Annotated in this window: 22 protein-coding genes; 2 read left to right on the top strand and 20 right to left on the bottom strand. The window is 61.9% G+C overall.

The features are described from left to right. Window positions 1-115 precede the first annotated feature (115 nt). On the top strand, window positions 116-1,381 hold the full coding sequence (locus QM996_RS01565; protein WP_500268999.1) for a lipopolysaccharide biosynthesis protein: 1,266 nt from the start codon (window positions 116-118) through the stop codon (window positions 1,379-1,381). Window positions 1,382-1,395: 14 nt separating this feature from the next. Here QM996_RS01565 and QM996_RS01560 read toward each other — a convergent pair whose 3' ends face one another. Genes QM996_RS01560 through QM996_RS01550 form a run of 3 tightly spaced genes read right to left on the bottom strand, consistent with a single transcriptional unit; the run spans window position 1,396 to window position 4,336 of the window. Next, entirely contained in the window at window positions 1,396-2,274 is an 879-nt protein-coding gene (locus QM996_RS01560; protein ID WP_500268998.1) for a DUF6492 family protein, read from the bottom strand. Window positions 2,275-2,285: 11 nt separating this feature from the next. Continuing rightward, a complete protein-coding gene (locus QM996_RS01555; RefSeq protein WP_500268997.1) occupies window positions 2,286-3,101 on the bottom strand; it encodes a WecB/TagA/CpsF family glycosyltransferase in 816 nt (271 codons plus the stop codon). After that, window positions 3,098-4,336: a glycosyltransferase family 4 protein gene (locus QM996_RS01550; RefSeq protein ID WP_500268996.1), complete on the bottom strand. Its 1,239-nt coding sequence runs from the start codon at window positions 4,334-4,336 to the stop codon at window positions 3,098-3,100. Before QM996_RS01550 ends, QM996_RS01555 begins: the two co-directional genes overlap by 4 nt. A gap of 155 nt (window positions 4,337-4,491) precedes the next feature. Here QM996_RS01550 and QM996_RS01545 point away from each other — a divergent pair, with 155 nt between their 5' ends. Next, window positions 4,492-5,481 (top strand): glycosyltransferase family 2 protein, encoded by a 990-nt coding sequence (locus tag QM996_RS01545; RefSeq protein ID WP_500268995.1) that lies wholly within the window; start codon window positions 4,492-4,494, stop codon window positions 5,479-5,481. Window positions 5,482-5,596: 115 nt separating this feature from the next. On the opposite strand, the gene QM996_RS01540 is transcribed toward QM996_RS01545, so the two are convergent. From QM996_RS01540 to motC, 17 genes are all read right to left on the bottom strand, one after another. Further along, window positions 5,597-6,163 carry a hypothetical protein gene (locus QM996_RS01540; RefSeq protein WP_500268994.1) on the bottom strand — a complete coding sequence of 189 codons (567 nt, stop codon included), beginning with the start codon at window positions 6,161-6,163 and terminating at the stop codon, window positions 5,597-5,599. Continuing rightward, window positions 6,163-6,531 carry a hypothetical protein gene (locus QM996_RS01535; protein ID WP_500268993.1) on the bottom strand — a complete coding sequence of 123 codons (369 nt, stop codon included), beginning with the start codon at window positions 6,529-6,531 and terminating at the stop codon, window positions 6,163-6,165. The genes QM996_RS01540 and QM996_RS01535 overlap by 1 nt, the downstream gene beginning before the upstream one ends. A gap of 125 nt (window positions 6,532-6,656) precedes the next feature. Next, a complete protein-coding gene (locus QM996_RS01530; RefSeq protein WP_500268992.1) occupies window positions 6,657-7,205 on the bottom strand; it encodes a rod-binding protein in 549 nt (182 codons plus the stop codon). Between the two features lie 103 nt (window positions 7,206-7,308). Further along, window positions 7,309-7,722 (bottom strand): hypothetical protein, encoded by a 414-nt coding sequence (locus QM996_RS01525; RefSeq protein ID WP_500268991.1) that lies wholly within the window; start codon window positions 7,720-7,722, stop codon window positions 7,309-7,311. Between the two features lie 4 nt (window positions 7,723-7,726). Then, window positions 7,727-8,479, bottom strand: a complete 753-nt coding sequence (gene fliR, locus QM996_RS01520; protein WP_500268990.1) for a flagellar biosynthetic protein FliR — start codon at window positions 8,477-8,479, stop codon at window positions 7,727-7,729. After that, window positions 8,476-10,563 (bottom strand): EscV/YscV/HrcV family type III secretion system export apparatus protein, encoded by a 2,088-nt coding sequence (gene flhA, locus QM996_RS01515; RefSeq protein ID WP_500268989.1) that lies wholly within the window; start codon window positions 10,561-10,563, stop codon window positions 8,476-8,478. Before flhA ends, fliR begins: the two co-directional genes overlap by 4 nt. Window positions 10,564-10,697: 134 nt before the next feature. After that, window positions 10,698-10,964: a flagellar biosynthesis protein FliQ gene (gene fliQ / locus QM996_RS01510; protein WP_043624946.1), complete on the bottom strand. Its 267-nt coding sequence runs from the start codon at window positions 10,962-10,964 to the stop codon at window positions 10,698-10,700. A gap of 7 nt (window positions 10,965-10,971) precedes the next feature. Beyond that, window positions 10,972-11,382, bottom strand: coding sequence for a flagellar hook assembly protein FlgD (gene flgD, locus QM996_RS01505; protein WP_173515619.1), 411 nt, complete (start codon window positions 11,380-11,382; stop codon window positions 10,972-10,974). Further along, window positions 11,373-11,822 carry a flagellar biosynthesis repressor FlbT gene (gene flbT, locus QM996_RS01500; RefSeq protein ID WP_173515618.1) on the bottom strand — a complete coding sequence of 150 codons (450 nt, stop codon included), beginning with the start codon at window positions 11,820-11,822 and terminating at the stop codon, window positions 11,373-11,375. The genes flgD and flbT overlap by 10 nt, the downstream gene beginning before the upstream one ends. Then, a complete protein-coding gene (gene flaF, locus QM996_RS01495) occupies window positions 11,819-12,166 on the bottom strand; it encodes a flagellar biosynthesis regulator FlaF (protein ID WP_034800744.1) in 348 nt (115 codons plus the stop codon). Before flaF ends, flbT begins: the two co-directional genes overlap by 4 nt. 34 nt (window positions 12,167-12,200) lie before the next feature. Further along, on the bottom strand, window positions 12,201-13,259 hold the full coding sequence (locus tag QM996_RS01490) for a flagellar hook-associated family protein (RefSeq protein WP_500268988.1): 1,059 nt from the start codon (window positions 13,257-13,259) through the stop codon (window positions 12,201-12,203). A 2-nt stretch (window positions 13,260-13,261) separates the two neighbouring features. Further along, window positions 13,262-14,710, bottom strand: coding sequence for a flagellar hook-associated protein FlgK (flgK, locus tag QM996_RS01485; protein WP_500268987.1), 1,449 nt, complete (start codon window positions 14,708-14,710; stop codon window positions 13,262-13,264). 23 nt (window positions 14,711-14,733) lie between these two features. Continuing rightward, window positions 14,734-15,966: a flagellar hook protein FlgE gene (locus tag QM996_RS01480; protein WP_500268986.1), complete on the bottom strand. Its 1,233-nt coding sequence runs from the start codon at window positions 15,964-15,966 to the stop codon at window positions 14,734-14,736. 91 nt (window positions 15,967-16,057) lie between these two features. After that, window positions 16,058-16,729, bottom strand: coding sequence for a transcriptional activator Rem (rem, locus tag QM996_RS01475; RefSeq protein WP_173515614.1), 672 nt, complete (start codon window positions 16,727-16,729; stop codon window positions 16,058-16,060). Window positions 16,730-16,999: 270 nt separating this feature from the next. After that, entirely contained in the window at window positions 17,000-17,551 is a 552-nt protein-coding gene (locus QM996_RS01470) for a transglycosylase SLT domain-containing protein (protein WP_173518078.1), read from the bottom strand. Further along, complete coding sequence (gene fliK / locus QM996_RS01465) at window positions 17,502-18,950, bottom strand: flagellar hook-length control protein FliK (protein WP_500268985.1); 1,449 nt, start codon at window positions 18,948-18,950, stop codon at window positions 17,502-17,504. The genes QM996_RS01470 and fliK overlap by 50 nt, the downstream gene beginning before the upstream one ends. Next, on the bottom strand, window positions 18,947-20,248 hold the full coding sequence (motC, locus tag QM996_RS01460; RefSeq protein ID WP_500268984.1) for a chemotaxis protein: 1,302 nt from the start codon (window positions 20,246-20,248) through the stop codon (window positions 18,947-18,949). The genes fliK and motC overlap by 4 nt, the downstream gene beginning before the upstream one ends.

The following is a 20,248-nucleotide window of genomic DNA, read 5'->3' as shown; positions in this document are numbered from 1 at the left end:
CGGAGAGCCGTTCCAGTAGAAGGCACTGCAGGCCCTGCATCGGAACTGCGTAAAAACAAAGAGATAGAGCGCGTCCATCGCCCCCGAAGGAAAATGCGCTATTGGAACGTCGGCCGTGCCTCATCGCGTCAAAGCGCATTACTTCCGCCACCGGGCGCTAATCCACGCCTACCTCTCCATGACCGGAGGTTCGGCCGGGCGGCTCGTGCTGTCGCTCGTCTACTTCATCGCCGTCGCGAACACGCTTGCCATCGCTGATTTCGGTCTCTTTGCCACCGCATCGGCAGCCGGCATCATGATCTCACGCGTGCTGGCCTTCGGCTTTATGTCACCGCTCTATCGCGTCGCCACCGTAAAGCCCCTGCTGGTCGGAACCTACAGCGCCGGCTTCCTCGTCGGCGCGGTGATCTCGCTGCCGCTGATTGCCGTCATTTGTGCCGCCACCTTTATCGCCCTGTTTTCCCGGGACATGACGCCGAGCGCCTTTTCTGCCTTCATGCTGGCCGAGATCATCTGCTGGCGCGGATTGGAAACCGCGGTCATCGTGCTGAACGGCCTCGGTCGCTTCGGTCGTGGGGCGTTGCTCGTGGTGATCGGCACGGCGATCCGCACCGGGGCCGCATTGCTCTTCGCTCTCCTGTCCTGGAAGACGCTTGAGGCGTGGTCCTATTTCTACCTGGCTGCGAATGCGCTTGGCCTCGCCTTGGCGCTCTTGTGGTTCTACCCTCGCGTCCGGCTGCGCTGGAAGCCCAGGCTCTATTTCCGGCGCTGGGCGGATTCCGTCTCCGTCGCCGGTGCCGAAGTGCTGTTCTACATCCAGTCGGAATTCGACAAGATCGCCGTGCTTGCCATCGGCGGTCCGGCGGTCTCCGGTCTTTATGCCATCCTGATGCGGCTTGCGGACCTGACGGCGCTGCCGGTCAGGTCGTTCAATACCCTGCTCGTCCAGCGCATCATGCGGACGCCCGAGGCGATCGCGCGCTGGCGGACCAGATTGTCGATCGAGCTTCTGGTGGCGCTGGCTTCGCTCGCGGCAATCGCTGTGATGGCTCTCTATCTCTGGATCTTCCCGAACGGCCTCGGGCACAACGTCTCTGCCGCCGCGCCGATCGTCGCGATGGTCCTTCTCGTTCCCTCGTTCCGCAACCTCATCGAATATCACTCCGAACTGCTCTATGCGACGGGGCGGACGGTGCGGCGCATGCTCAACCTGCTGATCGCCGGTGTGGTCAAGGTGGCTCTGCTGGTGCTGTTGCTGCGGACGACGACGGACGTTGCCGCATGGGCGCCGGCGCTCAACGCGATCTTCCTGGCGCTCTACGCCCTGTCTTTCGCGCTGACCTACACGGCACTCAGGAAGCCGGCCGAACGCGTCATCTGACCCCGGCCGAACCTTCAGGCGGCGAGTTCGACGACCGCGCGGCGGATGTCGTCGAGAGCGTGCCCGACGAAGGATTGAACGCCGATGCCGATCTGGTGCGGCGCCATGTCCTTCAGAAAGTCCCTGAGGCCGGAAAGGTCCTGCCGGTAACTGTCTTCAAACCAGAGCACGTGGCAGAGCGCGGTATCGGAGGGCACATGTCCCTCCCCGGCGAGCACCTCGTCGACGAAGCGGCCATAGATCGTGCATTCGGAGAAGGCACGCGTGCGCGTCATCGCCCGCACCCAGTTCCGCTCGTGCCGGGCCTCGATATGGTCCAGCAGTTTCCGGCACGTGTCCGTGCGCCAGCCGATCAGCGTGTTGATGTAGTCATTGGCCGGCAGCCGATAGGGACCAATGCCGAGAAGGCGGTCGGAATGGACGAGCCACTCGAGATGATTGGAACGCATATGTGCGTCGATCGCGCCATCCTTGCGATAGAGCGTCAACCGATCCGCGTGCCAGAGGCTGGCGGGATCGAAGGGACGCAGGAAGACGACGTCGGAGTCGACCGCAAACATCGCCGCCTCGTCGATATGGCGCGCGAGCGCCAGGCGACGAAGCTGTTGTGCGTGCCAGCCGCGCAGCGGCAGGCCGAAAGGACTAAGCCACACTTTCCTGCGGCAGGCGGACAAGGGATCCGTAACCGGATGCAACCACCAGGGCAGAAGATCGCGCTCGCTGACGACCACCCGTCGCGCCCCTTCCAGTTGCCGGAAGAGCGCGACGTCGAAGTCGGCGACCAGTAGGTAGTGCTTCCAGTCGCCCTGAAGCTTGCGGTCCATGCTTTCGCACATGAGCCGGCAACGCTCGAAATCGTTCGCATAGGACGCTGTGACAACCGCAGTGCGCATGGTCTGACCGTTCACGATGTTCCCGTTCGAAGGCTGGTGTCGGCGATCGTATCGCGCGACCGTCCCGATAATTTGTGCCAGAGGACATGGCACAGGAAAAGCGGGTTTCCGAGAACGTAGCGGCGCCACATGCGCCGCGGTTCCATCGCCAGGCGAAAGAACCATTCCAGCCGCAGCCGACGCAGGAATTTCGGCGCCCGTGGAAACTCCTGCGCGACGAAATCAAAAAGCGCACCGACGGTGATGACGAGCCGGGCATCCTGCGGGCCGACATGGGCATCGACCCATTTCTCCTGACCCGGACTGCCCATCGCGACCAACAGGATATCGGCCTTCGACGCGCGGATTTCGGCGAGGATCTCGCGCGACCGTTCCCGGTCGAAGAAGCCATCCGAAACCGGCAGGAACTCGTGCCACGGCGCATGCGCGCGAAAGTTCTCCGCGGCACGCGCGAGTACCTTCGGCCGCGCACCGATCATCGCGATGCGCAGCGGCCTTTCGACATAGGTCAGCAATGCCGGCACGAAGTCCGTGCCATTCAGATTGGCAGGAAACATGCGGCCGTAAAAAAGATAGGACGCGATATCGACACCGTGCCCGTCCGGAAAGACGACCTGGCGCGCCAGCGCCGCGCGGTACTCCGCGTCACGCATCATCAGGTTGGCATTGTTCGCATTGAGGAAGGCAAGGACCGTTTGCCCGCTCGGCCGTGAAAGCGCTTCGGTGGCGAAGGCAAAAGCCTTCGCCCAGCCGAGATCGACGACCGGCATTCCGAGGATCAGACGCCGCGACAGAGAAACGTTGTTTGCGCCAACGGTCTTCGTCACGACCGCCCCCCTTCATGAACCGTCAAGTCCGGCGGCAGCGACGGCCCCTCCGCAGCGCTCGCAGGCGCAAAACCCATCAGCACATTGCGCATCACCCGCATCAGTCTCACTTTCTGGGCACGGTGGAAGGCCGAGCCGTCGAGACGTTGACGGTCGCCGGCACGCGCCTTTGCAACCTTGTCGACCAGAAGGCGCGCGAATTCCGAGGGATCGTCGGCCGCGGAGCAATTGTCGGGAACCGCGTCGATGCCACGCAACGACGCCTGCGTTGCCACGCAGGGCATGCCGAGTTCAAAGGTCTCGAGGCTTTTCAGTTGCACGCCGGTGCCGCCGCGGCTGATCAGCGGGATGACCGCGCTTTCGGCAATGAAGGCACGCGCGTCCGGCACCCGCCCGACGAAACGGACGCCCGGGTGAGAGACCGAAGGCACGCCATCCAACTGACCGGCGATCGCGATCGACATGTCCTCCGGCAGATGCGGTACAACCTCGGCGAGGAACCAATCGAGGCCCAGCCTGTTCGGCCGCCAGCTCCACGTGCCGATCAGGCCGAGATCGTGATGGGGGTGTTGATCCGGTTCGCCAGCCGGGGCCGTCGGCGTGCCCCAGCCCGTTACCAGCGGCAGAACGAAGGTCCGCTCACTGACGGCGCGGCCGAAGCCGAAACGATCCGCCTCGGCAAAAGTCCAGACGGCGACCGCATTGTGCGCCAGGTGCTGCTCGTAGTGTTCGAGATATTGCGCTTCGCGCCGGAAGAGAAAACGCTCGATGGTTCCCTTTGCACGCTCGGCGTTCTCGAAAGCGGAATCCGCCTCCACATTATGCGCGACATAGATCGACGGATAGGGTCGGAAGACCTGCGCGAAGGCAGCCGGCAATTGCACCGAATTGAGCACCAGCCCATCGAACGGGGCGAGGCTGTCGAGGATCGACTGAATCCGGTTTGCCGATACCGTGAGCATCTTGCCCGATGAAACCGACGTGCGGTTGAGGAAGGCGGTCGCGAGCCAGCGCAGCTTCTGAAGCTTGCCGACCCTGGCGTTGGTGACCTCGAGCTCGCCGAGGAGATGCATCTCGCAATCGTGCGCGGCTTTGCGCCCTGGCTGGAGAAAGCCGATGACGCTGACCCGGTGACCGAGTGCACGCAGACCGTCAAGTACGGCCCGGTTGGCGATGTCGAAACCGGACGCCGGATTGGCGACGGGAACGAGCGAGGAAACCAGGACAAGATGCATTTTGCCACACGTCATGAATGGAGCTGGGCACTTCTTTAGCAGCATGAGGTGAAGGAGCACTTAAAGCCCCCTTTCAAAATCCGCCGTACAGGTTCAGCATCTGTTTAGGAAGATTTGTTGTATTGCCCGTCAGTTTTGCTTGCACAGGTTTCGCCATGACGTCGACCGGCCAGGACATTTCCGTCTATTTCCGGACAGAATTGGAGGATGCCGGCGACATCGAAATCGTCGTCGTGCTGCCGACGTTCCGCCGGCCCGAACACGTCGTCAAGACGCTGAAAACCATTGTTTCCCAGAGGCCTGACGTCTCCTTTGCCACCGTCGTGGTGGAGAACGACGATGAAGGATTGGCCGGCGCTCAGGCCGCCAAGGACTTTTTCCTGGGCCATCCATCCGAATCGATCGTCATCGTCGCGCACCAGCGCGGCAACTGCCATGCCTACAATGCCGGCTGGTCGATGGCGCTCGAGACCTATCCGAATCTCAAGGCGATCGCGATCATCGATGACGACGAGATCGCGGCGCCCGAGTGGCTCGATTGCCTCATCACGGTACAGGAAACGACGGGTGCGGACATGGTCGGGGGGCCGCAACTCCCGGTTTTCGAGGGTGACGGCGGGCAGAAATGGAAGCGCCACCCGGTTTTCACGCCCCACTACGATACGACCGGGCCGGTGCCGATCCTCTATTCCTCCGGCAACGTGCTCGTTACCCGGCCCGTGCTCGACACCATGCCGCGACCGTTCCTGGACCCGGCATTCAACTTCATCGGCGGCGGCGATGCGGATTTCTACAGCCGCAGCAAGGAACAGGGATTCTGCTTCGCCTGGGCTGCCGATGCCTGGGTCGCGGAGACCGTGCCGGCACGCCGAACCAGCGCATCCTGGATTCGCGCGCGCAGCCTCCGCAACGGCGCGATCTCGACAATGCTTGAACATCGACGCGACCCAAGCTTCCGCGGACGCATGAGGACCTTCGGCAAATCCTTGGCACTGCTCGGTGCATCGGTCCCGCGCGGCATCGAGCTCTGGAGCAAGAGCGGCCTGGCAGGCGCCGGGCTCTACCACTTCTACGTGGCGCTCGGCCGGTTGATGGCAGAGTTCGGTTTCGTCAACGAACAGTACCGCAACCCCGAGAAAAACTGACGGAAGCAGGGTTCGAAAGAGCGTTTCCAGGAAAGTCCGGAAACGGCTTTCCGTCCGGAATATTGTAACGTCAAAATGAAATGATCGAGAGCGGACAAGCGCCCGCTTTCTCCGGTCAATGCGTGCTGCTTGCCTTGACGGCGCCTTCCGGCAGCTTGTCGCTGGCGACATTACCGTTCTTGTCGACGATCGGAACCGGCTTCTGCCGCGGCACGTTCTGGCTGTTGGCGACGCGCTTGACGTCATCCTTGGTGAGGTATTCGAGCTGCTCGACGAGCACCTCGGTAATCACCTCTTCGCCGAGCTTCTTGTTCAGGCCATCCTTCACCGTGGTCTTGAAGGTCGGCAGCTCGAAGGTGCCGGTATCGGCGACGTCGATGAACTTCGAGCCGACGAGCAGATCATAAAGCTCGTCGGTGACCATCTGCCGGAGCGGGGCACGAAGATTGTTGATTCCCTCCTTGGTCGCGGAGAAGGAAAGCTTGGTGAGGAAGTAACCCTGGACGGAGCCTTCCCTGATCACCGGAATGGTGATCATCTCACCGGGAACATATTGCTCCGATGCGCGGCGGGCGGCCTCGCCGTCCGGGACGGCGGGCGCCGAGGCGCTTTGCATCGAGAAATAAACCGATCCGAGCGTGACCGCGCAGACCCAGACCCCGGTGAGAATGAGCTTCAGCATCAGAAATCGCTATAGCGGAACTGCGCTTCGGAATAGATGCCGTCCGCATCGGCATCCTGTGCGGCCGCCTTCAGGAGATCGACGACGGAACGCACCGCTTCGAGATGCGCCTCCACCTTCTGCGAGTTTACCGCCAGCTTGTCGCGAAGATGGCGAGCATGCGAGGCGAAAGTCGACGACGTCTCGCCCGGCCGCATGTCGCGATGCAACATCGTCAGTTCGTAGAGGCAACGGCTCTTGTGTGCGTTCGACGTCTTGATGTCGAATTCCGGGTCGATGCCGATGCGGCTGTTCTCGTTGTCGAGGATCATTTCCAGTCGTCCGAGCACGTTCTGGATCCGGACGTCATTGGATGCCACAGCTTCCATCAATCAACTCCCAATTGGATCACGACGGTTTGGGTCGGATCGGCCCAAATCATAAACATGATCGATTCCTATGAATTAGAGCGGGACGCGGGCGGAAAACCGCATACACTTTTCCTCATTCCGCTCTAGGCCTGCTTGTTCTTGTCGTCGGTCGTAAAGCCGGTCAGCGTCTTGCGCTCGTATTCCTGCACGAGGCTTGCGGCGAGGTTCCGGCTGTTGCCGTCGAGCGAGGCTTGGACCCGGTCTGTCGCGCTGCCGCTCGCCAGTTGATCGGCGATGCCGATCCCGCCGCTCTTCGACAGCACGTCGCCGATCTGTTCGGCCATCATGCTTTTCCAGATGTCGCCGGCCGTCCCCTTGCCGAAGACGTTTTCGCTGTCCGCCGGCAACATCGATTTCACGAAGTTCTGCAGCACCATGGCCTCGAACTTGCGATAGGTTTCGGGGATCTTCTTCTGCTCGACGCGATTGTTGATGTCACCGAGCCCGGTCGATCCTTCGGAAGAATTGAGGATATTGACGGCGGCGGCGAATCCGTTGCCATTCTCCGCAAGGCTCGTCGCCTTGAACGCGGCGCGATTGGCCTTCAGCCGCGCCTGCGCTTCCTGCACTTCGGTCGGGTCGGCGGCGCGCACGACATCCATCACCAGGTCGCTGGGCGGAGAGATGGCCATGACGAATCCTCTCAAAATCGAGCCGGCATCGACCGAGGGCGATGCACAAAGGCAATAGTCGGACCGGCATTGCTCCAGCGTCGGAGCATCCCCGGATGGCGTACTATCGCCCGTCAACCTTACCGGAAGCTGGCGCCTGTCCGGTAACGTGTTGATCGATCAGGTCATAGATGGAGTTGTCGGCCTCTTCGCGCTCTTCGGCCTGCCGCGCATCCTTCATGTTTTCCTCAAGTCGGTCGGCCTTTGCGCGCTCCCTCAGCATCCGCGCTTCGTGCGTCTGCTGGATGCCGAGCAGCATCTGGTCCTTTTGCACGAGGCGCCCGAGCTGCGAGGAATAGTGCCCGGAAAACATTCTGTGCATCGGGTGGGCCGAGCCCATGGCGTCGACGACCACGTCGGTCGTCTCGGCCAGCACTTCGCGCTGCCGCACCATCTCGACATAATCGGCCTCGGCCATCTGTTCGAGATGGCGCTGCACGGCGACTAGGCGCTTGAGCTTCTGCGAGCGTGTCTTCATCTGGCTATCCTCCCTGCATGACCGGCGCGAAACCGTCGCCGAACAGGCGCAGCATCGCGGCGATGCCGAGATAGAGCAGGAACAGGCCGCCCATGATCAGATAGGGCTGCGAGATGAAATAGATCGGGATCTGCGGTGCGAGCTTGTTGACCATGCCGATCGCCACGTTGAAGAGCAGGCCGTAGATGACGAAGGGGCTCGCGAGCCTCAGCATGATCATGAAGGTTTGCGCCAGCGAATCCGTGAGCGTGATCAGCACGCCCTGCGGATCGAAGGCAGTACCGATCGGCATGGCGCGATAGGATTGCACGATCGCCTCGATCATCACGTGATGGAAATCGAGCATGAAGAGCACCATCAAGCCGGCGAAACTGATGAGGCTGGTCAACTGGTTCTCGGGCGTGTCTTCGATCACGTCCGACGAGGGCGGCGAACTGAACCCCATCAACATGGTGATCGCCGTGCCGGCGAACTGCAGCCCGAGCACATAGTAGCGCGCGACGAGACCCATGACGACGCCGACGGCCGTCTCGGCGGCGATCAGGTAGATATAGGTATGTCCCTTGCCGGTCACCTGCGGATAGATGTCCGTCCACATGACCGGCAGGATCGCCATGGACACCGCAACCGCGATGAACAGCCGGACCTGCATCGGTACGCGGGCAGAAGAAAACCCGGGCATGATCATGATGCAGCCGCCGATCCGGCAGAAGGCCGCGAACAGCGCCAGCACCGTGCCCTCCGGGTCGGTGATCATGAAATCGAGCCGATGATCTTGATCTCGAGGCCCTTGGCAAGCTCGACATGCGAGAGCACGGGCAAAGTGGCAAAGAGACGCTCGATGATCATGCGAACATAAGAGCGGGATTCGGGCGAACTTACCAGTACGAAGGGCATGCCGCGATCAAGATGTTCACGGATAACTTTGGTCGCCTGTTCGCTGAACTCTTCCAGATGGCGCGGGTCGATGTCGAACTCGACGACTTCGCCCTTGGCGTCGCGCTTCAGTGCCTGGTGGAAGACCATGTCCCACTTGTTGCCGAGCCTGAGCACGCGCAGAACGCCGTTGTCGGCAAGGTCGCCGCAGAGCTGCTGCGACATGCGCACGCGCACATGCTCGACGATCTGCTCGGTCTTGCGCACATGCGGCGCAAGCTCGGCGACCGCTTCGAGGATCAGATGCAGGTTGCGGATCGAGACGCGCTCGGCAAGCAGCAGCTTCAATACGGCCTGAAGACCGGAATAGGACATATGCGAGGTGCAGATCTCGTCGGCGAGCTTGCGGTATTCCGGATCGAGACGCTCGATCAGCACCTTCACGTCCTTGTAGGAAAGCAGGTGCGGCAGGTTGTTGCGGATGACCTCGCTCAAGTGAGTCAGCACCACCGAGACGTTGTCGATCGGGTGGAAGCCCTCGCGCTTCAGGTCTTCGGTGAAGGTTTCGAGGATCGAGACCGCCGGCATGCCGAAGGCGGGTTCGCGAATCTCGTCACCCGGCACGCTCGGCCGGCGGCCGCCGCCGGTCACGACCAGAACTTCGCCGACACGCACCGTGTTCGACGCGATCGTCGTGCCATGGATGCGGATATGGTAGGCCTTGTCTGGAATGCCGATGTCGTCGGAAACCTTGATCTCCGGAATGACGAGGCCGTATTGCCCGGCGAACTTGCGGCGCATCTTGCCGACGCGGAAGGCCAGCTCCTGGTGGGCGCCGAGCAGGCGGGTCGAAACCTGCTTGCCAAGAAGAAGCTCGATCTCGGCAGTCTTCAGCACCGACTTGACGGAATCCGCCTCGCCTTCCTTGGTCTGCTGGACCTTGGCCGCTTCCTCGGCGCGGCGCGCAGCATTGGCGGCCTCGATCTGGCGCGGCACCAGCCAGCTCAGGAACGCCATGCCACCGCCGAGCACGGCGAAAGGCAGGAACGGTAGCCCGGGAACGACGGACAGGAGAATGATGAGGCCGGAGGCGACCATCAGCGCGCGCGGATAACCGCCGAGTTGGCCGACGACTGCCTGATCGGTCGAGCCGGCCGTGCCGCCGCGCGAAACGAGCAGGCCCGCGGCGAGCGAAACGATCAGGGCGGGGATCTGCGAGACGAGACCGTCACCGACCGACAGCTTGACGAAGACGTCGGCCGCTTCGCCGATCGGCATGCCGTGGCGCAGATAACCGATGATGATGCCGCCGAAGATGTTAATCGCGGTGATGATGAGGCCGGCGATCGCGTCGCCGCGTACGAATTTCGAGGCACCGTCCATCGCGCCGTAGAAGGAGCTTTCCTCTTCCAGCTCGCGACGGCGGCGCTGCGCTTCCTTCTCGTCGATCAGCCCCGCCGAGAGGTCGGCGTCGATCGACATCTGCTTGCCGGGGATCGCATCGAGGGTGAAGCGCGCGCCGACTTCGGCGATACGCGTCGCGCCCTTGGTGATGACGATGAAGTTCACGGTGATGAGGATCAGGAAGACAATCAGACCGATGACGAAATCGCCGGACATGACGAGGCTGGCAAAGCCGGAAATGACGCCGCCGGCGGCGCCGTGCCCTTCATGACCATGCGAGAGGATGACGCGGGTCGTGGCGATGTTCAGCGCCAGACGCACCATGGTCGAGATCAGCAGGATCGTCGGGAAGGACGAGAATTCGAGCGGGCGCTGGATCCACAGCGCCACCATCAGGATCAGAACGGAAAAGGCGATCGAGAAGGCCAGGCCCAGGTCGATCATGAAGGTCGGGATCGGCAGGAAGAGGATAGACAGGATCGCCACGATCCCGAGCGCGAAGCCGACGTCCCGGCCCTTCGGTGCCACCTTCGGGATGATCAGCGCTGCTTGTTGTGCCATGTCTCTTCCGTCTCATCATGAGAACAAGGCAGCATTCACACGCGCTGCCCCACTATGGGAACGGAGATAACGGCCCAAGCTTGCGCGAGGGTTTCACGGGGCAAGACGTCCGGATCGCCTCGCGCTGTGCGCGGTCAGAAGCCGGACTGGATGCGGGAGAAGATGATGTCGGTGAAGATGGAGATCTGGGCGCCGATGAAGGGCGCGGACACCGCAACGGTAATCATGACCGCAAGGATCTTCGGGACGAAGGTAAGGGTCATTTCCTGCACCTGGGTCAGCGCCTGAATGAAGGCGATGACGACGCCGACGATCATGGCGGCGAGAACGGCGGGGCCCGAGGCCACGATCACGGTCCAGATCGCGGCCTGTACGATATCGAGGGCATCCGCCTCATTCATGGATGTGTCACTTCACCTTGACGCCCGGGCCGATAATGAGCTCCTTGCCACTATCGAGCACCGCAATGATTCCGTCGGAGTATAGTTTCACTTCCTTAACCACGCCAGTGGTCTTGCCGTCCTCGCTGGTGACGGTACGGCCGATGACGGCATCCGCTTCGCTGAGCGAGGTGCGCTGCAGAAGACTTTCGAGGTTCTTGTTCGTCTTGATCGTCTGCTCAACCTGCGAGAAGGTCGCAAGCTGGGCGATCTGCTGCGTCGCATCCATCGGCTGCGTCGGATCCTGATTCTTCATCTGGGCGACGAGCAGCTTCAGGAAGCTCTCGTAATTGAGCGATGCCTTGGCGGCGTCGCCGCCCGAATCCTGGCCGGAAACGATCGGCGTGTAGCTGTTGTTGTTGACGCCGCTTACCGCCATGGTGCGATTTCCTTGCGAATCTGCTCGACCGTCGCCGGCGTGATCTCCTGCGTGTTGAGGATGCGGTCCTCGATCGGGTAGAGGCCGCGGATCGCCTTCAGCGCCTCGAAGGCGCGGCCGTTGGTGACGAGACCGTCGACACGCTTCAGCTCGGCCAGGACCTCTTCGTTCTTGAAGCAGTTGAGCAGCATGACGATCGACTTGCGGAACATGGCGGTCGACTGTTCCGCACCTTCCGGATTGATGAGGATCATCTGCGCGATGAAATAGAGCTGCTTCAGCGGCGTGGTTGCGTCTTCCGGCTGCAGCACGTGGTTTTCGAGCAGGAAGGTGACATCATTCAGGAATTCGACCGCAACCTTGCGATCTACGCGAAGCACCGCGCCGTTAACAAAGATCCGTTCGCCCGACTTCAGCGAAATACGCAGTGTGCTCTTCATTTCAGTCCATCCCTGATGATGGTGGTAATGTCAATTATGCCCTGGAAGTTGGAGGATTCGCGTTTGCGGATCTTCTCCGTCTCATTGAGTATCCAGATGGCGATCGAAATCAGATTGGCGCGCAGCTCTTCGTTGAGCTGGTTTTCCGGAGCGCGCAGATCCTCGATGAAACGGATCCACAGGCGCCGGGTGAAGTAGATGGCCTCGATGGCCTCTCTCGAATACCCTTTCTGCTGTTTCGCTGCTTCCATGAGCGCGATCGAGCGATCGAGTACCTGCCGCTCTCGATTTTTGGAGTCGGCGACGCCGTCCTCCATGATCTCGGCATAGGAAAACTGGTACATTCAGACATCCTTCATGTTTGTCCGGTTCCCCATACTAGAGGAAATTAAGCAAGCTCATCTGCTGCAGTCGCGACGTTAGTGTATAGGACGTTTCCAACTGCACTTTCAGCGTGTTGATCCGGGTCGATGTCTCGATCGGATCGACGCCCTCAATGTCGGCGACATGCGTGTTGACGAGTTTGAGCTGCGCTTCGATGGAGGTGTTCGCCTTCTTGACGCGCGCCTCGGAGATACCGAGCGAGCTACGCTCGGCGTTCAGGCCGGCGATGCCCTGCTCCGCATAGTCGAGCGCGGCGACGCCAATGGCCGCGCGCACCTCGGGCGTCACGTTCTGGTCCATCAGTTCGGCGGAGATCACGCTTGCCAGCGCGAACATCCGGAAGCCGCTGGTATTGGCGTTGGTCGAGCTTTCGATGACTTCGCTGGCGCTGATCCGGCTTGTCATGTTCTGGTTCGAAGCGTCGGACCAATTGGCATCCCAGCCCGGTCCGGTAAACATCGGTTCGACCGTGTTCTTGATGAAGTCCTGCATCTGCGTGACGGAGAACTGGTCCATGCCGGTCAGCGGCGGAACCTGCGCGGCCATGAAGGTCGAGAGTGCATTGTCGAAAGCCGTCTTGGCGGCCGACGGCGGTGTCGTGCTGTAGTCGGCAACCGGCTTGGCATCGGTGTTGATGCCCGAGAACAGGAATTCGCCGTTGAAGGACGTATTGGCGGCAGCGGTGAAGGTCTCAAGCGCGCCCATGATCTCGGTCTTCTGGATCTTCAACTGGCTGGCAGCATCGTTGCCCTTGTAGGTGACGAGCGTGTCGCGCACCTTTTCCGCAGCCTTCGCCATCGTATCGAGTGCACCCTGCGAACCGGAGAGACGCTGGGTCACCACCGAGTTCGTGGTCTTCATCGAGTTAAGCCGGTCCAGTTCGCGCTGCAGGTTGAGCGAACGCGACGCCGTCGCACCGAGCGCCAGGCCAACGTCATAATGCCGTCCGGTCGTCTGCTCCTGGGTGAGTTTAAGCAGCTCCGACTGATTCTGCTGGATCGTCAGGCGCATAGCGCTCTGGATCGCCAGATTAGAAACGTAGGACGTCTTCATGATTACCTCACGGCTTCCATAAGGGCTGCCATCATGGCATCCACTGTGCTGACCAGCTTGGCCGATGCTTTGTATGACTGTTCGAGATCGAGCAGCAGCGACAGTTCTTCGTCGATGCTCACGCCCGTCTGCTTGCTGAGTGCTTCCTGGGTGCGGGCCAGCATTGCCTGCTTGTTGTCGTCCGCGGTCGAGGCCGTCTTGCGCGTCTGCTCGAGCCAGCCGACCGAACCGGTCGCGAAGTTCAAAAGGCTGCTGTTGCTGTCGAGACCCGTCGACGGGTCGAACGACATGTTCTCGCCCATCTTGTTGATGAAGCCGTCGAGCAGGTCGGTATAGCCAGGGCTCGGGTTTGCGGCGCCGCCCGGGTTAGAGACCACACCGTTGAAGCCACCGTCACGCAGCAGCAGCGGGTTCGCCTTGGCCATGGCGTTGACGGTGATCTTCGATGCAAGTCCGGGGACGACGGTGCCCGCGGCCGGAATGCCGGCGCTTCCCCAGGTGAACAAGCCGGGCTGATAGGCTATTGCCGGCGGATTGCCTTCCTTGAAGAGCTCGACCAGGCCGCGCGCGATTTCGTCCAGCTGCGACTGGAACTTCGGCGCGATGTCGTCGCGCAACTGCACCAAACTTGCGAGCTTGCCCTTGGCCGTGGTGTCCGCACCTGTTCCGGCTGCAATCGGCACGCCATCAACAAAGATCTTGTTGCCGGTGACGGTCGCGTCAAAGGTCGTGGTCGGGGCAAAGGTGACCTGACGCGGAATATTCTCGAAAAGCACCGTGCCGTCGGTGGTAAAAATCACCGTGTCGTTGTTGCCGCGGGTGACGGTGGAGATGCCGATGATCTCAGACACCTGCTTCAGGATCTTGTCGCGCTGATCGAGCGCGTCGCTGGCGTCACCGCCTTGGGCCGTCGCCGATTTGACGGCGTTGTTGGCCTTCTCGAAATCCGCCAGCAAGCTGTTCAGCTTGTCGACTTCGATCGCGATCTCCTTGTCGGCATCCTTGCGCAGATCCTGCACCGTGGTGGAGGTCTTGTTGAGCGAGTCAGCGAGATCCTGCGCATCGGAGACCGCCGTGGCGGCGATCGTCTTGTTCCCCGGCGTCGCGGCAAAGGTCTGCAGGCTGTTGCGGAAGTCGGAGAGCAGCTTCGACGGCGCCGTCTCATAGTCGTTGCCGCCGAGCGCCGACTTCAGCAGTTCCAGGCCATCGCGAAGCCGGGCCTGGCCCGAGGCTTCGCCAATGCTGGCGATGCTCTGTTTGAGCAGCGCCTCGTTCTGGGCCCGGTAAATGGATACGACCTGCGCCCCGTTCGGCGTGCTGCCCAAGAGCGCGAGCCGACGCGAGTAATCCGCATTGCCCGCATTCGCGATGTTCTTCGACACGATCGCGGTCTGCTGCGCCGTGTTGCTGAAGGCCTGCTGTGCGATGGATATTGCGGAGGACAGCGACATGACGCGGACCGTATCTCTTTCAATTACCGTTTCAGGTTCACCAGCACGTCAAGCAGGTCCGAGGCGGTCTGGAATACCTTGGAGTTTGCCGTGTAGTTGCGCTGCGCCTCGATCATCGAGGTCAGTTCGTTGGCGATGTCGACATTGGAGTTTTCGAGCGCCTTGGACTGGATGCTGCCGAAGGCGCCGGAGCCGGCAAAACCGGTGACGATGACGCCGGAATCGGTGCCCTGCGAGTAGACGTTGCCCGACTCCGGCAGGAGTTTGTCCGGGCTCTGCACGGTCGCAAGCGCGATACGGAACTTCGGAATGAGGTTGCCGTCGCCGTACTTGACGTAGACGATGCCGTCCTTGTCGATCTCGAAGCCCGACATCTTGCTCGGCTTGCTGCCGTCGATGCCGCCGCCGCTGCTGGTGAAGTCGCCGCCGAGCTGGGTCGTCTTCGTCGTGTCGATCGTCAGGGCATTCAGGTCGGCGCCGGTGCCAGGAAGACCCGTGATAGCCGTCGTCGTCAGCGTCGCAGGCGTTGCCGAAATGCGCTTGCCGGCCGCATCGAAGGTCATGGTCTGCGTGCCGAGTACACCGGCCACCGGAGGACCTGCCGAGTAGGTGTCGCGGTCACGGACTTCGAGCGACCAGGCGTTCACACCGGTCTTCTTGTAGACGAAATCGAGGATGCGGGTGTTGCCCTGACTGTCATAAACGACGAGCGACGTTTTCGATTCATCGCCGACTGCCGCGCCCGACGGAAGGTTTGCTTCCATCGCGCCCTTGGTCGACCCGGAGGCGACCAGGCCTTCGTCCTTGAGCTTGACTTCGGTCAAGCCATCGAAGCCGTTGACGACCACCGTCGGGTCGGCGCCGGCCTTGTATTCGTAACCCATCAGCTTGTAGCCGGCGGTGTTGACGAGGTTGCCGTCCTTGTCCGGCACGAAGGAGCCGGCACGCGTCAGGAAATTCTGGCCGCCATTGCCCTGGACGATGAAGAAGCCGCCGCCATTGATGGCGAGGTCACTTGCCGAGGTCGTGTAGCTGGTGCCGCCCTGCTGCGAGATGCTGTAGCGTACCTGCGTCTCGACGCCGCCGGAATTGTAGTTGCCGCCGCCCGAAGGCAGGATCATCGACGAAAACTCGGTGGAGGCGCGCTTGTAGCCCGTCGTGTTCGCATTGGCGATGTTTTCGGCAACGGTGCCCAGACGGTTGGACTGGGCGTTCATACCGGACACGCCCGTTCTCATGCTGCCATAGAGACTCATATCGGATCCTCATTTCCTCGTTGCGGCGACACTAGGAAGCGGGCCTTGCGTGAACCTGTCTTGGTTCGGCGCCCGCCCTCCGGCACGGCGCTCAATTCCAGTCGATGCAGTAGCCAAGGAAACGCTTGGAATCGATCGGGTCGAAACCGAGCTTCTTGCGCAGTTTCTTGCGCAGCTTGCTGATGTGGCTCTCGACGACGTTCTCTTCCACGTCCTCGTCGAAGATCCCGTAGATCGCGTTGAAGATCTGCGACTTGGATACGCGGCGGCCGCGGTTTGCGACCAAATATTCGAGGATGCGCCGTTCGCGGCGGGGCAAAGCGAAGACTTCGCCGTTGATCTCCGGATCACGGCCGTCGGCAAAGACACGGATCGGTCCGATGTCGGTGTAGTTGGTGATCGCCTTCAGGCGCCGGCGGATCGCAGCGACGCGCGCAAGAATTTCGCGGGGATGAACCGGCTTGCGCACGACGTCATCGACGCCGCAATCGAAGAGCGCAAGCGTGTTTTCGAGAGAGGGGGTGTCGCTGACGGCGATGACCGGAGCCATGGAGCGATCGCGGATGGCGCGCGGCAAGGTGAAGGTGGCGTCGCCCTGACCGATCAGGAAGGCCTCGACGGCATCGATATCCGAATCAGCCGCCGCATTTACCCACTCGCCAAACTCCCGGGGGTCGAAGCCCGTCGAGGGAATTCCTTCACGCCCGAAGAGCGACGTATAGCCGTCCTTAACGAGCTCTCTTTCATCAACCACTACGATCATTCGTCCGCCTCCGAATCAGTATGGCACCGCACTGATCGAGAGGTACGAATCGAGGGATTCATGAACAACTAGAGGAAGTTACTGGGGGGAATTAATAATTGATTAACCATGTTTCGCCGATTTGATCTATATCTAGTAGCACCCCGTTAACGTCGGCACTAAAATAATGTGGAAAAGTTAACGGGCCACGACAAATCCACTTGCCGTCACATTGTCCACGCATTGTCGCCACAATGCGGCACTGGCATCAAAATTACAATTAAAGGTTGCTTATTGACAGAACTGCGTGGCGTTCGGCGTCCACTTTCCGTAGCCCGTCGCGACGAGATTCGCGATCACCCGACAGACGTATTTCTTCTGCGCCGGATCATTGTTCGGACCCGCATGATAGCGGGCGACAGCCATGGTCCAAGTCTCATGCTTGGCGTGCAGGTTGGCCAGGAAACGCGCGGCATATTCGACATTCTTGTGCGGGTCAAGCATCTCCTGCGGCGAGCTGAAATGCTCGCCATGGAAGTAGTAGTTGATCTGCATGCAGCCAAGATCGATGAGCTTGGCGCCCTGCGCACGGGCATTGCCGAACTGCGTGAGAACGTCCTGTTCGCTGGTGCCGAAATAGGCCTTGCCTTCGATGTTCATCGCATAGGGCTGCAGGGAGCCCTTGCGGCCGGTTTCGGTCAACCCGACGGAATAGAGTATTCCGGCAGGGATGCCGTACTTCGCCGCCGCGCTGACGATCTCGCGTTCACAGATGCCGGCGTTGGCGAAGGCACTACATGTAGACGTGACCAGTGCGAGAGCGCTCAGTGCCGGCAGCCGCATCGTCCGTCCCGCCATTGCCAACCCACCTTTCCGCCATCGAAGCCTGGCCATCTTCCTGTCGCTGCTGGCGCCCCTGACCGTTCCCGTCCGCCCGCTCGCGTCCCTGCTGCCCGGGTTGGGCCTGAGCCTGGGTCTGCGAGCCGCCGCCCGAGGACGTGTCGCCGCCCGAATTGAACACGATATTGACCTGGTCGACCGAGAAGCCCTGGGCGCGCAGGGCCTTCACCATCTCGCTCTGGTCGTCACGCAACTGCCTGAACGCTTCGCCGGTCTCGACCTTCAGCTCGACCTGCAATTCGTCGTCCTTGAGCCTTAGCGTGGCGGTGACGAGACCAAGTTCGATCGGATGGAGCTGGATCTTCAACGTGTTCAGCGTCTTGCCCGCCTGGGTCCATGCGCCTGGCTGGCCGAGTGCCGCGCTCGGCTGCAGCGGGCTGGCGCCGGCTTCGCCGGCGATCGCGTCCGCGACGGCGCTCGTATTCGGATTCATCGCGATGCCCAGATAGCGCCGAGCCTCGAGCACCGTGACGTTCTCAACCTTGGCAGCCTGCGAACGGGTGCCGTCGAACGCCGCCTCTCCATCCTTCGCAAGGCTCATGGTTACGGCCTGTCCCTTGCCGTCGGCCCGGGCGAAACGGAAGAGTCGATCCGGCTCGCCCTCGCCTGCCGCAGCTTCGGGCTTCGCGCCGTGCTCGCCAGTTCCGGCGACATGCATGCCTGCACCTTCGCCCTGTCCAGCCACTGGCTGACGGCCAGTCCTGCTCGTTTCGCCAAGCGCCTGCCCGATTGCCTGGCCGCCGCCGAGCAGAGTCAACAGGTCGTCCATATCCGTCTTCGATGCCGACAGGGTTTCCCCGGCCTCGCCATTGGCGGCATCCGCGTCGGCCCCAGCCGTCGCCTCGCCGTTTGCCTGCGCCTTTGCCAGCCGCTCCGCAAGGGCCGCGATACGCTCTGTGAGTTCGTCCGGGACTGTCGCGTTGTTCATGCCAGTCGGATCAGCATTCGCCTTGGCCGGATCGGTCTTGCCCGCCGCGCGCCTTGCGCTGACGTCACGTTCAGCCGTTGGAAAACGACCATGGGGCGTGTGTTCGCCAAGTGCCTGCTCGTCGCGGCCAATGGCAATGCTGCGCGTGGCCGCGCCGTGCCCGCCGGCGGTCCTGGCAATGTTGTCCTTGTCGATCACGCCCCCGGCCTCCGCGTCATCGCCGGCAGCGGTGTCGCCGAAGCCGTTGCCCGCCCCGGCCTGATCATTCGCCTTCTGTCGTCCAGCGTTCGCCACGGCATCCTCGAAGGCCCCACCCAAGGCGCCCCCCGCCTGCTCCTTGCCGCCGGCGCGCCCATTGCCCTTGCCGGCAGGGGCCGGGGGCATACCGCGCAGGCTATCGTCCAGAGCCCTCATTTCCCTTCTCCCTTCAGAAGGGCATCGATCTCTTCGATCTTTGACCTCCCCTTCGCCACGAACCCGTCGTGTTCGGGATCGCCGGCCGCACCGGCATCGATTTCCGCCGCGCCTTCGGTTGCCGCCACCGGGATCGGCGCATTGCCGAAGGGGCTTAGGCCGCTGCCGGTCTCCTCACCCGTTTGCGAGCTATCGGCTTCGATCGGTCTATCGGGTTTAGATGCAAACGCTTGCGTGAGGCTTTCAGCATCCGGTGGCCGGACCACGGCATCCGCAATCGCCTTTGCAGCCTCACGCAGGGCGCGGTCGCGTGGCGAAAGCTCCGCGTCCGGTATTGCCGCTATGCTCGCCGTTGCGGCAAACACATCATTCGAAGGAACGGACGCCAGACCGGCATAAAAACCGGCAAGCACTTTCGGTTGCGCTGCCCCGTCCGCGCCGAGCGCTTCGGCCCGCTCGGAAGCCAGCTTCGCCAGGGCCTGCTTACCGGCGATCGCCGCGCGACGGGCGACACGCAGATAGACCTCGCGCTGGCGCGGTGCGTCCATGAAGTCGAGGATCTCGGAAATCCTTCCCTGCGCCTCTCCGTCGAAATGGGCGACGGCAAGCTCGACGAAGATGTCGGCGAACTGGCTGGCATAGGGGGACGTCAGGTAGCGGCGCGCATAGGTCAGCGCGTAGTGGAAGCCCTTGTCCGGCGCGTTGGCCTGCACCGCAAGGAACACGGAGCGGCGCAGGGCCGCCTCCTCGATGATCGTGCCCGGAGCCGTCAAGCGCGCCCAGTCGTAATATTTCATCGCCGCAATCGGATCCTGCTGCGACGTCGCATTGCCAAGAATGAGATAGAGATACGGGCCGATGCGGGCGGTTCGGTATTCGGGAGCGGCCTTCGACAGGTTCTCGACGATCAGCCCGCCTTTGCCGTTCAGATATTGCCGCAGTGCATCGGTGACGCGGGAATCGAAATTGCCGGCCACGTCGTGATCCGAAAGGTATTTCAGCGTCTCGGGATTGCCGCCGCTCATCGCATAGACGAGGGCCGCATCGACGTTGCGCGGATCACGAAATACCGACGGGTCGGCGGCGCGGAGCCGCTTGTCGATCGCACCGAGCATGAAACGCTGCATCTCGATCGCGGAGTGGTCGCCGAGCACCACGGAGTCCTGCACATATTGCAGCGACCGGATCATCTTGAAGGGCGCGAGTTCCTCGATATCGTCCGCGCTTGCGGTCCCGGTTGCAAACGGGGTCGCCAGCACGCAGCAGGTCATCAGGATCGATCGCAGGCGTCTCAGCAT

Origin of the sequence: Sinorhizobium chiapasense, assembly GCF_045277575.1 — a bacterium.
GTDB lineage: Bacteria > Pseudomonadota > Alphaproteobacteria > Rhizobiales > Rhizobiaceae > Ensifer > Ensifer chiapasense_A.
Note: the sequence above shows the minus strand (reverse complement) of the source record. Positions and strands in the feature narration are given on the sequence as shown.